The sequence below is a fragment of the Streptomyces sp. H39-C1 genome (genome assembly GCF_027158125.1).
Taxonomy (GTDB): domain Bacteria; phylum Actinomycetota; class Actinomycetes; order Streptomycetales; family Streptomycetaceae; genus Actinacidiphila; species Actinacidiphila fildesensis.
Genome location: NZ_JAPVLS010000104.1, coordinates 1 through 14,750, shown reverse-complemented (window position 1 = coordinate 14,750; position 14,750 = coordinate 1). Strand labels below are relative to the sequence as shown.

The following is a 14,750-nucleotide window of genomic DNA, read 5'->3' as shown; positions in this document are numbered from 1 at the left end:
GCATCCGCAAGTCGAGGTCGGGGCAGTGCACGAACACTTCCAGCGATGCCCGCCATAACTCCGGCCGCAGGTCTGCCGCGAGGTCGACGCGCCGCTCAGCCGAGGACTTGCCGGGCGCCCAGGCCCGGACAGTAGCGAGCTCGCGGCCATGAGGCGGGCCGCCTGCTCATGGCGTACGGCGATCCCCGGATCGCTTACCGACCGGATCTGTTCTCTCGCCACGGAGACCGGCCTGTGGCTCATCCCTGGAAGCCTCTACGAGCGCGCCGAGGACGGCCACATCTACAACACCGCCCTCGCCGTCCCACCCGGCGGCGAGATCGTCGCCCGCTACCGCAAGGTCTTCCCCTGGCCGCCCTACGAAAGAGCAACGCCCGGACACGAGTTCACCGTCTTCGACATTCCCGGCACCGGCCGGGTGGGCCTGGCCATCTGCTACGACGGCTCCTTCCCGGAAACCATCCGCCAGCTCGCCTGGCTGGGAGCGGAGATCGCCATCCAGCCCACCCTGACCCCCACCCGCGACCGGGAGATGGAACTCGTCTGCGCCCGCGCCAACGCCTGGACCAACCAGGTCTACGTCATCAACGTCAACGTCTGCGACCCGGCCGGGGTCGGCACCAGCGCCGTCGTCGACCCGGAGGGCATCGTCCGCCAACAGGCCGGCTCCGGCGAGGAGATCCACGTCGACGTCCTCGACACTGTCACCGTCACCGTCACCGTCACCGTCACCAGGGTGCGCCGCTACGGCTCCGCCGGAATCAACCGACCCTGGAGCCGGCTCGCCCGATACGGAGAATCGATACATCTCCCGATGTACAGCGGCGGAACCTTCCGCACACCGGACAGGCTCAAGGGCGGGACCGCGTAACACCACGGTCGCGATGCCGATGCGTTCGGTCCTGCATCCCCCGCGCAGGACCGGACGCATCGGGGGCTGATGTGCTGAGTGGATGTGGTCTGTCGTAGCTTCGCCGCAGCCTGACGAGTGCGCGCGCTACGCCAAGAGGAACGTCCCCGTGACCACAGCCAGGGGCGGGCCTCCTCTCCCCCGGTTCGAGCCGGTGGTCCTTTCGGACGGATGCCGACCCGGCAGGCACCCGCACGTCCTGACGGGTACCGCGGCGCCTGCCGCTGCGCCCCCGTGGGACGGGACACAACGGCAGGCCGGGGCTCAGTCGGCGAGGGCAACAGCGTTCTCCGCGATGGCCTCGGTGCGGGGCTCCGCGATCCGTACGTAGTCGCGCACGTCCAGCGCCACGGACAGGTTCAGATCGGCTGCGTTGAAGAAGATCTCTTCGTGTTCCAGGAGGGCCGGGTCGACGACGAGTTCCAGCGCTGGATCGAAGGTGAAAGGCACGATGGCGCCGCTGACACAACCGGAAAGGCGTTCAGCGGTGGCGCGGTCGGCGAAGGACGCCTGCCGTGCCTCCCAGAGCTCCTGGATCCTGTCCAGATTGACCCGGCGGTCACCGGGCACCACGGCCAGGACGTAGTGAGAACTTTTCTTGGTCATCTTCACTCGGACGACGATGCACTTCGCTGCCTGCCCCACCGGGTGCCCGCGCAGGGCGCTCACCACGTCGGTTCTGCCTTCAGATGCGTGCTCGATCCGCCGGAAGCGGGCGCGGTGGTGGGTGAGATGGTCGAGGAGATGAGCACGCGCCGTGCGGTCGACGGGCGTGGCTTGAATCAGTGTGTCGCTCATCCCCGAACCATCGCGGAATCCGATTGGTTGTCGGCAAAGCCGAAGGTGCATGGGCGCAACGGCCGGATCGGGCAGACGGCTGCGGGGTCACGCGGTCCACGCCACCTGCGGCACACTCAGGCTCGCTCACGATGGCCCGCACCAGGGCCGCGCCCGCTGTCAACGCAAGGGGAACATCTGTAGCGGATGCCATCTCCCGTCCCCCCATTGCGACAGGTGGACCAGGCGGTGGTGGGCGTCGAGGTAGTACCGGCCACGCATTCCCACCTCGTACCCGTCCAGCCGTCGCACCGCCCGGACCGCTCCGGTCGCGCCGTCGAGCAGGTGCACACGGACGTGAGGGTCCGCTTGGCTCACCACCGCGACGTGACCGTCTGCCGCGAAGACATTGACGACCACCCCATGCGACCACCAGGTCCAGCGGGGCGCCCCGCCGTCCAGGGCGAACGCGGTCAGCTGATCGGCGCAGGCGTTCACCGGACGCACCACGGCAACCAGCAGTTCACCCACCGCGGCCACGCGCTGTCCGTCGGACAGTCCATCCACACGTCCGTACGCCGCGACACGCAGCTCGCCGTGCGCGGAGACCGGTATCCGCCCGGCCGTCCGCCCGTCCTCGGCGTCGAGGACCAGCACCTCCTCCGGCCCGCGGCGGCCCCGGCCACGACCTCGGCACAGGACGGCGAGCGGATCTTCCTGCAGGACGTGGACCGTGGCCACGGGCCCGTGCGTGGACGGAGCGGTCTCCCAGCGGACGGTCCCTTCGGCCGCGTCGAGACACCGGACGGTGAGGTGGCCGTCGTCCAGCCCGACCTGGATGATGCCGGTCCGGCAGACGGCGAGTTGGACGTTGCCCCTCAACGCTGCGGTCGGGGGCCAGACGGGACGTCCGCTGTTCAGTGCGTAGGCCTGGAGCCCGAGCCCGTCCGTCAGGAGGACGGCGCGGTTCGGGGCGACTGCGACGGCTCCGCGGACGTGCTGCTCGTGCAGGCTCCAGGATCCGCCGCTGAGGTCGAACGGAACGGACCACAGGGCAGTGCCGCCCTCGACCCCAACGGCGGTGACAGCGCAGTCGGCGACCTCGCCACCTGCGCTGTCGTCCGCGTGGACGGCCAGACCCACCCCGCTCACAGCCGTGCGGCTCATGGCGAGCAGCGCCGTGCGGCCGGGAACGGTCCACGACCAGACGGCTTCCCCGGTGCCCAGGTCGTAAGCGTGCAACCCGTCCGCGCGCCCGCGCACCACCGAACCGGCCGCGCACCAGCCCCCCACGGCACCCTGGCTGCCGAACGCACCTGAAACCCCCGGAACCCGCCAGGCGGGCCGCACCTGCCGCAGCCGTCTCTTGGCGATCCGTTCCATCCCCACCTCCGGCAGCCCTCACCGCTGTGACCAGCGCCTTACCGCTCCAGGTCCTCGGGCCGAGCGGCGTCGGCGGACAAGCCTCCGGGTGCGTGACCCGCTCGATCGCGCTGTGCGGCCGATGACCTTCCGGGTCTCGGCCGGACGGGCGGGTCAGCGCAATCCGGCGAAGAGATCGTTCTCGGGTACGGCCGCGCCGGTGGCGTCCTTGACCCGTACGAAGGTCTCCACGCCCATCAACTCGCCGAACTTCTCCTTGCCCATCTTGAGGAAGAAGATGTTCTCGCCCTGACTGGCGTGCGCGGCCAGCGCATCGAACTTCTGACCGCTGAAGGGCGTGGTGTCCACCCACGTGAAGATCTCATCGTCGGGCAGGCCGATCTCGGCCATCGCGGCGGCCTCGGCAGGATCCGGCTCCGGCATGTCCTCATTGAACTCGCGCATGATCTCCCCGAAGCGCCGCATCATCGAGCGGGGCATCGTCGTCCAGTACACCTTCGGTGTCAGCTCGGTCATCTCCAGCGCCGCCATCGTGATGCGGTGGGCCTGAATGTGGTCGGGGTGGCCGTAGAACCCGTTCTCGTCATAGGTGACGACCACATCAGGTTGGTAGTGCCGCATGAGTTCCGCGAGCCGGGCGGCGCCTTCCTCCACGGGGGTCTGCCAGAAGGCTCCCGGGGCCTTGTTGCTCGGCCAGCCCATCATCCCGGAGTCGGCATAGTCCAGCGTCTCCAGATCACTGACCTTCAGGACCTCACAGCTCGCCTCGAGTTCTTGACGGCGCATCAGGACGACGGCCGCCGGATCGTGCCCGGCATCGCCCGGCTTGACACCCCCCGGTCCGTCACCACAACCGCCGTCGGTACACGTCACAAGAACCGTGCGGATGCCTTCCGCCGCATACCGCGCGAGGACCCCTCCGGTTCCGGTGGCTTCGTCGTCGGGGTGGGCGTGTACTGCCATCAGCGTCAAGGGTCGGTCAGTCATTGAACAGTCCTCTGCAGAAATTGAGCTCGCGGCAGGCCTACCGCGATCCTGGGGCCCGGCTCCAGGTGGGATGACCTCGCGGTCTCCATATTCCCGCCCGTGCGGCGCCGGCCCCTCGCCCAATGCAACCGTGTCGGCCGGTCTGGATGTTCCCTGCGCAGCCGTATGGCTCCATCTCCCAGCATCCGGCCGAGCCGAGTGCTCACGAGACCCATGCCGAATTCCGCGGCAGCCCGCAGGTGACCAGGCCGGCCTCGTGCCGACGCCGGGCGGCCGTCCGCCCACAGGACCCTTGATCATCCGACGGCGGTCCATCGGTCCGGCCACCCTGTGGATTTCCGCAGCGGAGGACCCGCTGAGCCCCGTCTCATTGGATGCTCGCCCAAGGTATGCCGCGCCATGCTCGCGCTTCTGCTAACTCTGGATGACGGCTGCCGCGCGGCGGTACGCCTCGGCGCGATCCTGCTCTCGGGCGGCGCGAACTTCGGGATCGGCCGACCACAGTGCTTGTCGGCTGGGTGGTAGGTACGGATGACTTCGAACTGCCTGTTCCGCACGGCCGCAGGGCGCGTCACAGCCGCGCTTCACGGGGAAGATGGTCGCGCTGGAGCTGTCGTCTGGTTCATTTCACCGATCGTCTGCCACAGCCGCAGCGCCCGCCCTCGGTGTTGGCGCGCCATGTGGTGGCTGCCGGCCGCGGCGTCCAGGTCGCCGATCAGTTGCCAGCACGTGGCCTCGTCCTGGCGGTCGCCGTGCCGGTGGAAGAGGCCAGCCGCGCGCTCCAACGCCGGGCTCGCCTGGTCCCGGTCGTCCTGACCGGCGTACACGCGGCCGACTTCCAGCAGCGTGTACGCGGTGCACCGCTCGTCGGCCAGTCTCTCGAAGGTGGCCGACGCCTGCCACAGACAGCGCAGCGCCTCGTCCGGATCACCGCGCCGATCGTGCAGTCTGCTGAACCGCCGCAGCACGACGGCGACGCGATGCTCGTCGTCAAGCGCCCTGGACAGGTTCAAGGCTCCGGTGAACCAGGACTCCGCCTCTTCGAGTTGGCCCTGCATGAGTCGCATCACGGCCATGGAGCAGGACAGCTGCGCTTCGACGTCCCGGTCGCCTTCACCGACCGCGATGGCCAGCGCTTGCTCGACACGTTCGAGTGCTTCGTCGTCACGGCCCTGCACCCGGCTGACCGTACTGAGCATCGCCACCGACAGTGCCTCGCCGCGTTTGTCCCCGTTGTCCCGGCACAGCTCGATGGACATGTCGAGGGCGCGGGTGGCTCGGTCGAATTCGTCTTGGTAGATGTGCAGTTGACCAAGTCCGCGGAGCAGCACCGATGCGCCGCGCGCGTTGCCGGTGGCCTCGGCCGCGTCCAGCGCGAGTCGGTGCCCGTGCTGCCAGTCCTGATACAGACACCGGTGGTCGTAGTAGGTGGCCGTGCCGGCCGCCAGCTCCCAGGCCAACTCGTCCAGGCCCCGGTCCACGGCAAGTTTCACCGCACCGAGCAGGTTGTCGCGTTCCGCGTCGAACCAGCCGAACGGATCGGCCATGAGCCGGTCCATGACCGCGTCGGGCAGCGACCGGCGCGGTGCCGAACCAGGCGCGGCGGTCAGCAGCCCAGCCGGCAGCCGGTCGGTACCGCGCCTGACCAGATCGAGCCAGACGGACAGCACCCGGATGATCGCGTCCCGCTTGTCCGCGGTCGGCAGGGGAGCGGCGATCTCCACGGCGCAGGTCCTGATCAGGTCGTGCAGTCGGTAGCGCGGCTGGCCGATGGCGTCGGTGGCGGTCAGCCGCACCAGGCTGGCGTCGACGAGGGTGTCCAGCACTTCTTCGCCGTCCGGGCGGTCCAGCAACGGGCCGACCACCCAGCCGGGCAGGGTGTAGGGGCCGAGCAGACCCAGCAGACTCAGCGCGCGCACAGCGTCGGCCGGCAGCAGCCGTAGGCTCAGTTCGACGCTGGCCCGCACGTTGAGGTCCCCGATCCTCAGCTCGGCCAGCCGCCGGGACTCGTCCTCGATGCGTTCCCGCAGCACCCGCAGCGACCAGGCCGGGCGGCCCGCGAGTTTGCCGCCGGCGATTCGGATCGCCAGCGGCAGGTTGCCGCAGCAGTCGAGGATCGCGTCAGCTTCGCCCGGTTCCCGCTCGACCCGCCGCCGCCCGACAATTCCGGTGAACAACTCCCGCGCCTCTGCCGGGCTCAGCACGTCCAGGTCGATATGCCGGGCGCCGGGAAGTTGCGTCAGCAGAGTGCGGCTGGTGATCAACACGGCACAACCGTCGGCGCCTGGCAGTAGCGGCAGCACCTGATCGGCGTGACCGGCATCGTCCAGTACCACCAGCATGTGACGGTCGACCAGCAACGAACGGTAGAGCGCGGCGCGCTCGGACAGGCCGTTCGGGATCGCACTGCCGGCGATGGAGAGCGCGCGCAGTGCTTCGGCCAGCATCAGTCCCGGGTCCCGTGGCTCGTCCGATGTTGCCGCGAGGTTGAGGTAGAGCTGGCCGTCGGGGAAGTTGGCGCTCGCCAGCCGCGCAGCGTGCGTCACCAGGCTGGACTTGCCGACACCGGGACTGCCCACGATGACGGCCACCGGGGCCCGGTTCGACGCCGACACGTCGAGCAGTCCGGCGATCTCGGCCAGTGCTTCTGCCCGGCCCACGAAGTCGGTTACGTCGAGGGGCAATTGACGCACGGGCATCGCCATTGCCGGCCCGGGGGCCGCCGGGGCAGGACTCTCCGGTGGTGTGCCCGAGGGACCCTGTGCCGGGACCGGAGCGGCCAGGGCGGGATCTGCGGTCAGGATGCGCTGATGCAGCGCCTGGAGCGGCGGGGTGGGGTCGACGCCGAGTTCGTCGGCCAGTGTCCGGCGCAGCCGCTCGTACGCCTGCAGCGCCTCGCCTTGTCTTCCGCACCGGTAGAGGGCGACCATCAGGTGTTCGGCGACCTGCTCGTCGTAGGGGTGCTCGCGGAGCAGAACGGTCAGTTCATCGATGACCTCTCGGTGGCGCCCCAGGTCGAGTTCGATGGCGAGGCACTGTTTGTGCGTGGCCGCACGCTTCTCGTTCAGCCCCGCCGCATCGATTTCCAGGACTTGACTGGGAGTGTCGGCCAGGGCGCTTCCGCGCCAGCAGGCCAGCGCCCGCCGCAGCGCGAGGGCTGTCTCGAACGGGGCCGTGCGCTGTTCGGCGAGGTGTCGCTCGTGGTCGAACTCCAGCAGGTCGAGCTGATCCCGGGCCAGGTGGATCTCATAGCCGCCGCGCCGCGTGCTGATCAAGGAGCCGGGTGCTCCGCAGACGACGAGGTTGCGGCGCAGCCCGGAGACAGCATCCTGGACCTGGCGGACCGCGGTGGCGGGCGCGTTCCCGTCCCACATCACGGCGACGAGCCGCTCCATGGCGACGATGTTGTTGGCGTCGATCAGAAGCGCTGCCAGCATCTTGGTCTGCCGCGGCCCGTTCAACGGGACCGCGCGTCCGGCGATCTGGGCGTGCAACGGCCCCAGCAAGCCGAATCTCATGTTCCCCCCGGCACACGATGATGAGCGTCAATCCCCCGGCTGACCTCGCACTGGGACGAATCTAGGACGGCCGACGGATCCGTGTCCATAGCGTCCCTGTTGCACGGCTCACCGAAGGCGAGCGGGCCGGGCATTTCCCTGCTCGCAAGCCACCGATCGGACCTATGTTTCCTTGTTCCTCCAGTACCTGAACCGGAACAGTTGAGGGCGGCGGCGAGCGGAGCGAGTTGCCTTGATCTGGTGGAGAGAGTCCGTCCCCGCGGTCGCTGCGGCGTCAAAGATCACCGATGACGGGGGGACATCGCTCCCCGGCGTTCGTCCGAAATCCGCAGGACGCATGCCCTATCCGTGGCTCGACGGTGCGCGTCATCTCAAATCCCTCGAAGTACCGCGGTGGTTGGTCTGTCTGGTCGCTCACCACTCCGGGACAACCTTCGAGGCGGAACAGCGGGGACTGTCGGCAGAGCTGGCCCCGTACGGACGGGAGGACTCCCCCGCTGCTGGATGACTGATCTACGCGGACATGACCACGAAACCAGCGGGTGGGTCCTTCGATTTCGAAACCCTGGATGACCGGCACGCGGTGGAAGTGCCCCGACGCCAACGCCTGGCCAGGCGCCACGGGCAGCAGCGCATTGCCGAAGGCGGGCCGGTTGAAGGACTGCATCAGCTGCGCGGTGGCGAGGCGATCCGTGCTCTGCCCACGCAGGCACGCCAGTACCTCATCTCCGCCGCCCGCTGTACAGCCCAGTTGCCGGGCGGCTTCTGCACCGGCCGTCTGGACATCGCTCTCCGAGGCGAACGGCTCGTACGCCGGCATTCCGGGTCCAAGAGCACCACGGGGGAAGGACATGAGGCAGGAACCGCTCTGGAGCACCGCCCGCTGGAAGAGTCCGACGGCCGTCGGCGAGGTGAGGTGTGCACAGATACTGAGGGCACCGGCGGACTCACCGAACAAAGTGACACTGCCCGGATCACCGCCGAAGCGTTCCGCGTTCGCCCGCACCCAGCGCAGGGCGGCCTGCTGGTCCGCCAGGCCGAACGGTGGGGCGGAGCCCAACCCGGGGTGGCCGAAGTAACCGAAGATTCCCAACCGGTAGTTGACCGTGACGACGACCGTGTCACCCCGGACCGCCAGTTGTTCGGTGCTGTAGTCACTGCCGGAACCGCCCAGGAACGCACCGCCGTGCATCCACACCAGCACGGGCCGCTTCTGCCCGGCCGGCTTCGGCGTCGGCATCGTGACGTTGAGATAGAGGCAGTACTCCGACCAGAGGACCACGCCCGCACCTGGTACCGGCATCTGCACAAGCGAGAAGCGGCTCCGGCGTCTGGAGATCCTCTCGCGCGTGCAGCGGCTCCCACAGGCGCATCGCACCCGCACCGGTCACTGGTATCGCGAGCTGTCCGCGGCCATGCCCGAGCGCCGGCTCGACATCATGATCGCCATGCTGTCCCCCGACCCACCGTAGGACCCCGATCCCGCTTCAGCGCTGGCCTACGCCGAGCTTCATCTGCTCATCTCCACGCCCAGTTTCACCCGCTGGACACAGGACCACGACGAAGAGATGAGGGACGCCCCGGCCTTCTACGGGGAGATCGACGATGCCGTCGTCCTGACGGCCGCCGCTGTGACCCAGGGGCTGCCGCCCAGCGCCGGGGATGCGGTGAACGCCTTCGTCTCCGCCCACGCACGAGCCCGGCGCGAGTCGGACATCCCCGCCTTCCGCGCATACCTGCACGGGCTGGTGTCGAGGTCGTCCGGCTTCGACCCCCGCCTGGAACGCTATTGGGCCCTGGTCGGCACGGTCACCGGCGGACGCGTGCTGAACATGACGGTGGCTCATAGATGGCTCACCGACGGACTGTCGATCTCGATGGCCGGCACCGCACCTCCGACTTCAAGGTGACCGGCTGCCAGTGTTCACCCCACTGTGTTCAGGCCCGGCAGCGGGATGATCCGGGTCGATGCGGTGCCGGCTCCGGACGGCGGCAGCACCGCCGACGTCCGGCGGCGGCCCACCGGGCGGTCGGGGCCTACCGGGCGGTCTGGGCCGACCGGGAGGGCCGTCCGGCGACCGCCGCTCACGTCGTGAGGGTGTCGTCGAGCCAGTCGTAGATGCGGGCGAGGGACAGGCGCATGGCGCCGGGGTGGCAGTGCGCGCCGGCGCCTTCTTCGGCGGTGAAGACCATGAGGGTTTTGGGGCAGGTCAGGTGGTGGTAGAGCTGCTCGGGCTGGCCCTTGAAGAATTCGTCGTCGGCGGCGTCGCAGACCAGGGTGGGGCACCGGATCTGTTCGGCGATGCCGTGGTGAAGGGTGTAGTCGAGGTAGGAGGCGCTGAAGGCGCGGGGGGTGTCGACGCCCATGACGTACATGCCGTGGTTGATCGCCCAGCGGGCGGTGGCATCCTGGGCCATGAGCTGCTCGAAGCCCGCGTCGAGTTCAGGGGCCGAGTCCGCGCGCAGGAGACGTTCGGCCGCGGCGCGGTCGCCGGGGATGTTGCGGACGGAGATCTGGCCGAGGTCATAGACACCGTCCACAGCTATCAGTGCGGCCAGGCGGTGCTCGAAGGCCGCTGCCCGGGGGGCGAGCACACCGCCCATGCTGGAGCCCAGCAGCGCGATACGGCTGGGGTCGACCTCGGGAAGGGTCTCGGCGAAGTCGATCACGGGGGTGATGACGTTCTCCCAGTCGGGGCGGAAGACCAGCCCTTCGCGGTGGCGCGGGCCGGGCTGCCCTGGGCCGTCGAAGGTCAGCACCGTATAACCGCGCTCCACGGCCGCCAGCGCGCCGCTGAAGTGGAGCTCCTCGGCGGTGCCGTCGAAACCGGAGTGCATGATCAGCGTCGGCCGGGGTGCGCCGGTGGTGTCGGCCCGGTAGAGGTAGCCGGGCAGCGTGGTGCCCTCGTACGGGATACGGACCGGCTCGATACGCGGGGTGGACAGCGCGGCGGCCGCCTGGAAACAGGCCACGCTGCGGTCGTAGGCATGGTCATGGCGCGGGTCGCACGGGTGCCCGTGCAGGAAGAACTCAGCCGACCGGTAATAGTTCGACGCCCGCAAGAACCCGTCCCGCGCACTGACCGGGTGACCGGCCTCCAGCGCCATCCGCGCCTCGCCGGCCACCCGGTCCGCCGTCGCGAGCCACTCCGTGTGCCAACTGTCGTAGTCACCCTCAACGATGCGCTCACACGTCGAGACGACCTCACCGAAATCAGCGCCGCCATAAGCGATGTGACTCATCGACCGCAGGGTCTCGTACCAGAACTGGGTGTTGTCCGGGAACAGCAGCTGCTTCATGACAGTGTCCTTGAAGGTGAGGGAATGAGCAGGGCCGGGCGGGGGCGGCGGCGGGGTTGCGGTCGGCGTCTGAGCCTTCCGACGCCGGGGATCGGCACGACGGGGATCGACACGACGGGGATCGGCACGAGGGGGGTCAGCGGGCGCTGCCGAGGTCGCGGTCGGCCTCGGAGCCTGCGAGCAGCAAGGTGGTCTCCTCGATCCGGCGGAAGCGGCCGTCGGGCGCGAACTCGCCGAACACGTAGACCTCCATGCGGACCGTGGAGCCGTCCGTCTTCACGACCTCCATGGTGTGGCGGTCGGCGTACCGGTCGCCGTCCGCGAGTTCGTCGTGGACCTCGACCGAGCCGCCGGCCACGACCGTGCGCAGGTGGGCGATATGGGCGAGGAATTCGGTGCGATCCGCCCAGCTGCCGTCGGTGCGCTGGCGGTAGTCGGGGGCGAAGTGCCGCTCGGCGGCCTCGTCCAGATCCAGGCCCGGGGTGAGGAGCAGGTCGGTGAGGGCGGCGCGGATGTCGGTGCGGTTCATGGGATTTCCTCCGGTGTGGTGGTAGTGGCCCGCAAGGCGAGCACAAGAGATGCACGAGAGATGCGTGCTTCGAGCACGCTTATGACTGTACGGGGAAAGCGTGCTTCGCGCACGCTATTCTGAAGCGGTGACGAACACGACCGGCGACGACATCGCCCAGACCCTCGGGCTGCTCCTGCGGCGCAGCACCCGCACCCGTCTCCATACCCGCCTCACCGACGGCCTGGAGGAGGCGGTTGACGACCTCACCTACCCGGTCCTCAGCGGCCTGGCCCGCACCGGCCCGTGCAGCGCCGCCGACCTCGGCCGCGAGGTCGGACTGGACCGCACCACCGTCAGCCGGCGCGCCGACCGCCTGGAGCGGTTCGGGCTCCTCGAGCGCCACCCGGACCCGGACGACAGCCGCGCCACCCTGCTCACCCTCACCGACGACGGCCGCGCCGTCGTGGCCGTCACCCGGCAGCGACTCGCGGACGCCATCGAGGACTCACTCGCCAGCTGGCCGCAGGCCGACGCCCGCACCTTCGCCCGCCTCCTGCGCCGCTTCGTCGACGAGGGACCCTTCGCCGGCGACCACGACTGACCGTCACGGGCGGTGCGATCGAGCGGTCGAGCGGGCCAGCAGGCGGGCAGGCGGGCAGGCGGGCAGGCGGGCAGGCGGGCAGGCGGGCAGGCGGGCAGGCGGGCGGGTCTACCAGTTCGCCCAGGGGAGGTTCCAGCCGCCGAGCCCGTTGTCGGGGGCGACCGCCTTCTCCTTCGAGTGCACGACCTTGACCACGTCGCCGATCAGCGAGCTGTTGAAGAACGCGCCCGCGGCGGAGTTGTCGCTGCCGCCCTCCACGTCCTTGAGCGAGACGCAGCCGTGGCTGGTGTTGGCCTTGCCGAACGGTCGCCCTTGTACCAGTAGTTGCCGTGGAGGTAGGTGCCGCTGCTGGTCAGCCGCATCGCGTGCGGGACGGCGGGGATGTCGTACTCGTCGCCGAGTCCGACGGTCCGGGAGTTCATGTGGGTGACCTTCTCCTTGGACATGATCACCATCGTGCCGCTCCACGACGGGTGCTTCTCGTCGCCGAGCGTGGCGGGCACGGTGGTGGCCTTGCCGTCCCGGACGATCGTGAGCTGGTGCGTGGCGGCGTTCGCGGTGGACACCTGCGACCGGCCGATGGTGAACGGCTCGTCCTTGTCCACGTCGCCGTAGACGCCCGGTGAGACCTCGACGTTCTTCAGTCGGTAGTGGATGGTGACCTTGGTGCCCGGCTTCCAGTACTCGGCCGGGCGGAAGTCCAGCCGGTCGTCGCCGAACCAGTGGCCCTTCACCTCGGTGCCGTTGTCGGTCGCGAAGGTGATGCCCTTGGCGACGGCGTCCTTGTTCACGATCTTCTTGCTGAACTCCACCTTGACGATCATGCCCACGCCGTAGGTCCGGCCGTCGCCGATGTTGTCGTTCGTGGAGACCTGCCTGCCGGGCGTGCGTGTGGTGAACGCGGTGGTGGCGGCGGCCACGAGGCCGTCGGCGTCCGTCGCCTGGGCGTTCACCGTGTACGCCGTGCCGGGTGCGAGCGCGGCGGCGGGCTTCCAGCCGGTGCCGTCCGGGGTGAGCGAGCCGGGCACGGGCTTGCCGTTCTTGTCGGTCACGTCCACGGTGGTGAGCCTCCCGTGGGAGACCGACACCCGAAGCGCGTTCGGGGCGACGCCCTGGGCGCCGTCCTTCGGCTCGACGTCCAGCACCGCGGCCGACGTCTTCGGCACAGCCCCGCCTGTGGTCGTGGCGGCCGGGCCGCCTGCTGCAGCGGTGTCCGTCGCACGGGAGGCCTCGGCGCCCTCGCCGTGGGGGTTGCCGCAGGCCGCGGTCATCAGCAGGATGCCGCCCATCGTCAGAGCCACCGCGCCGCGGTGGAATCGGTCGCCGGTACGTATCGCGCGCCGGGCCGCCTGAACAGTGCTCACTGTTGTTGCTCCTTTTCGGTGATCACCGAAAGCTTGTCGGCCGCTTCGTCCCAGCAGCAACGGCCGGCGTCCGATCTGGGACGCAGGGACGCCTTTACCTGCTTTGAGCTGGGAAGACGTAACCTTCCTGGGACGCGTTAATGGGACGCAGGAACGGCGTGCCCGGCGGCGGGAACCGCGGGAGCGTGAGCGGGCGTGCTTCTGCCCCGGAGATCGCTTCACGGTGGTCCGACCGCAGGGGGACGCGACAGCGCCGAACCCGAGCACCGAACCCGACCGCCGAACCCGACCGCCGATGTCGGCCGGGGACGGCGGGGCGCGATCATTGCGGGACGCAAGAGCGGGGTGGAGGAACGGTGCCAGAGGGGTTCGGGGAGTTGAAGGAGCGGGACGAGATCGCGCTGCTGCTCGGGGAGCTGAAGAGCCGGTCGGGGCTCAGTTACGGCGCGCTGGCGAAGAAGCTGCATCTGAGCACCTCGACGCTCCACCGCTACTGCACCGGCGAAGTGGTGCCGACGGAGTTCGCCCCGCTGGACCACCTCGCGCGGCTGTGCAGAGCGACGCCGCAAGAGCTCGTCGAGCTGTATCGGCTGTGGGTCGTCGTCCACGCGGCGCGAGGGACCAGGACGTCATCCGGGTCCGAACCGTCCAGTCCGACGGGTCCGACGGGTCCGACGGGTCCGACGGGGGCGACGGGTCCGACGGAGGCACAGGCGGAGGCACAGGCGGGGCCGGAGGCGCAGGCGACACCGGACGGGAGAGGTGATGAGGCCGGACCGGTCCCCGCCGCCCGCGCCGAACCGGACCCTGTCCCCCGGGCGGTGCCGCTGCGGTGGCGGGTCCGCCACCGGGGGCTGCTGGCCGCGGCGGCGGTCGCCGTGGTGCGGGCCACCATCGGGGCGGTCGCTACGGGGCTGGAGTCGGCCACCGGCAGTGACACCGATCCTGGGCGGGCCACGGCCGGCGGGTCGTCCTCCGGAGCTCCGGCCGCGGGCGGCCTCGAGTCGTCGTCGTCCTCCCCCGCGCTCGCCTCCGCCGGCGCGGGCCCGGGCGCGGGCGCGGGCTCGCCGGGGCCGAGCGGCGGGACGGACACGAGCGCTCCGATCAAGGTTTCGGTCAAGCCTTCCGGGTGGGACACCCCGTGCGATCAGTACCTGGTCGACCGCCCGCCGTCCGAAGTCCCTCGACCGCCCCAGGTGCCGGACGTGGCGGGCTGGGTCTCCCGGCTCGGCGCGGTTCCCGGCCCCTACCTGTCGATCGAGATCGTCGTGCAGGGCACGATCACCTCCCCGGATGAGTACTTCGGCGACGACCACCCGGCGCACTACTACGCCTTCGGTGAGATCTACCACGGACGGCGGCTGCGCAAGGTCGGCGCAAGCAGGCCGTTCACCGGCGC

Annotated in this window: 14 protein-coding genes; 5 read left to right on the top strand and 9 right to left on the bottom strand. The window is 69.8% G+C overall.

Going from position 1 to position 14,750, the window contains the following annotated elements; all coding sequences use genetic code 11:
- Positions 1–148 precede the first annotated feature (148 nt).
- Positions 149–871, top strand: a complete 723-nt coding sequence (locus O3W51_RS40875; protein WP_138352795.1) for a carbon-nitrogen hydrolase family protein — start codon at positions 149–151, stop codon at positions 869–871.
- A 303-nt stretch (positions 872–1,174) separates the two neighbouring features.
- Here the strand turns inward: O3W51_RS40875 and O3W51_RS40870 are convergent, their stop codons facing one another.
- From O3W51_RS40870 to O3W51_RS40850, 5 genes are all read right to left on the bottom strand, one after another.
- A complete protein-coding gene (locus O3W51_RS40870) occupies positions 1,175–1,708 on the bottom strand; it encodes a YbaK/EbsC family protein (protein WP_138352794.1) in 534 nt (177 codons plus the stop codon).
- A gap of 159 nt (positions 1,709–1,867) precedes the next feature.
- Positions 1,868–3,070: an outer membrane protein assembly factor BamB family protein gene (locus O3W51_RS40865; RefSeq protein WP_138352793.1), complete on the bottom strand. Its 1,203-nt coding sequence runs from the start codon at positions 3,068–3,070 to the stop codon at positions 1,868–1,870.
- Between the two features lie 153 nt (positions 3,071–3,223).
- On the bottom strand, positions 3,224–4,057 hold the full coding sequence (locus tag O3W51_RS40860; RefSeq protein WP_269288853.1) for a PIG-L family deacetylase: 834 nt from the start codon (positions 4,055–4,057) through the stop codon (positions 3,224–3,226).
- 584 nt (positions 4,058–4,641) lie between these two features.
- Positions 4,642–7,575, bottom strand: a complete 2,934-nt coding sequence (locus O3W51_RS40855; protein WP_138352791.1) for an AfsR/SARP family transcriptional regulator — start codon at positions 7,573–7,575, stop codon at positions 4,642–4,644.
- 274 nt (positions 7,576–7,849) lie between these two features.
- On the bottom strand, positions 7,850–8,857 hold the full coding sequence (locus tag O3W51_RS40850; RefSeq protein WP_269288852.1) for a carboxylesterase family protein: 1,008 nt from the start codon (positions 8,855–8,857) through the stop codon (positions 7,850–7,852).
- 67 nt (positions 8,858–8,924) lie between these two features.
- On the opposite strand from O3W51_RS40850, the gene O3W51_RS40845 reads away from it, so the two are divergent.
- Entirely contained in the window at positions 8,925–9,047 is a 123-nt protein-coding gene (locus O3W51_RS40845) for a hypothetical protein (protein ID WP_269288850.1), read from the top strand.
- Between the two features lie 96 nt (positions 9,048–9,143).
- Positions 9,144–9,485, top strand: coding sequence for a hypothetical protein (locus tag O3W51_RS40840; RefSeq protein ID WP_138352789.1), 342 nt, complete (start codon positions 9,144–9,146; stop codon positions 9,483–9,485).
- Between the two features lie 175 nt (positions 9,486–9,660).
- On the opposite strand, the gene O3W51_RS40835 is transcribed toward O3W51_RS40840, so the two are convergent.
- Both O3W51_RS40835 and O3W51_RS40830 read right to left on the bottom strand, forming a co-directional pair.
- Positions 9,661–10,875, bottom strand: coding sequence for an alpha/beta hydrolase family protein (locus O3W51_RS40835; protein ID WP_269288848.1), 1,215 nt, complete (start codon positions 10,873–10,875; stop codon positions 9,661–9,663).
- A 136-nt stretch (positions 10,876–11,011) separates the two neighbouring features.
- The gene (locus O3W51_RS40830) at positions 11,012–11,404 is read right to left on the bottom strand and encodes a nuclear transport factor 2 family protein (RefSeq protein ID WP_138352787.1); all 393 of its coding nucleotides are present in this window, start codon (positions 11,402–11,404) and stop codon (positions 11,012–11,014) included.
- 127 nt (positions 11,405–11,531) lie between these two features.
- On the opposite strand from O3W51_RS40830, the gene O3W51_RS40825 reads away from it, so the two are divergent.
- Complete coding sequence (locus O3W51_RS40825; RefSeq protein ID WP_138352786.1) at positions 11,532–11,987, top strand: MarR family winged helix-turn-helix transcriptional regulator; 456 nt, start codon at positions 11,532–11,534, stop codon at positions 11,985–11,987.
- A gap of 108 nt (positions 11,988–12,095) precedes the next feature.
- Here O3W51_RS40825 and O3W51_RS40820 read toward each other — a convergent pair whose 3' ends face one another.
- Both O3W51_RS40820 and O3W51_RS40815 read right to left on the bottom strand, forming a co-directional pair.
- Positions 12,096–12,245 (bottom strand): hypothetical protein, encoded by a 150-nt coding sequence (locus tag O3W51_RS40820; protein WP_232486013.1) that lies wholly within the window; start codon positions 12,243–12,245, stop codon positions 12,096–12,098.
- On the bottom strand, positions 12,191–13,351 hold the full coding sequence (locus O3W51_RS40815) for a L,D-transpeptidase (RefSeq protein WP_269288847.1): 1,161 nt from the start codon (positions 13,349–13,351) through the stop codon (positions 12,191–12,193). The genes O3W51_RS40820 and O3W51_RS40815 overlap by 55 nt, the downstream gene beginning before the upstream one ends.
- 356 nt (positions 13,352–13,707) lie before the next feature.
- Between O3W51_RS40815 and O3W51_RS40810 the strand changes: the two genes are divergently transcribed.
- Positions 13,708–14,750: helix-turn-helix domain-containing protein (locus O3W51_RS40810; protein ID WP_269288846.1), on the top strand; the 1,043-nt coding region annotated here is incomplete at its 3' end.

What these genes read in the sequence shown, in the direction of transcription:
- O3W51_RS40875 (WP_138352795.1), top strand. Translation starts at nt 149, where the DNA reads ATGAGGCGGGCCGCCTGCTCATGGCGTACGGCGATCCCCGGATCGCTT.
- O3W51_RS40870 (WP_138352794.1), bottom strand. Translation starts at nt 1,708, where the DNA reads ATGAGCGACACACTGATTCAAGCCACGCCCGTCGACCGCACGGCGCGT.
- O3W51_RS40865 (WP_138352793.1), bottom strand. Translation starts at nt 3,070, where the DNA reads ATGGAACGGATCGCCAAGAGACGGCTGCGGCAGGTGCGGCCCGCCTGG.
- O3W51_RS40860 (WP_269288853.1), bottom strand. Translation starts at nt 4,057, where the DNA reads ATGACTGACCGACCCTTGACGCTGATGGCAGTACACGCCCACCCCGAC.
- O3W51_RS40855 (WP_138352791.1), bottom strand. Translation starts at nt 7,575, where the DNA reads ATGAGATTCGGCTTGCTGGGGCCGTTGCACGCCCAGATCGCCGGACGC.
- O3W51_RS40840 (WP_138352789.1), top strand. Translation starts at nt 9,144, where the DNA reads ATGAGGGACGCCCCGGCCTTCTACGGGGAGATCGACGATGCCGTCGTC.
- O3W51_RS40835 (WP_269288848.1), bottom strand. Translation starts at nt 10,875, where the DNA reads ATGAAGCAGCTGCTGTTCCCGGACAACACCCAGTTCTGGTACGAGACC.
- O3W51_RS40830 (WP_138352787.1), bottom strand. Translation starts at nt 11,404, where the DNA reads ATGAACCGCACCGACATCCGCGCCGCCCTCACCGACCTGCTCCTCACC.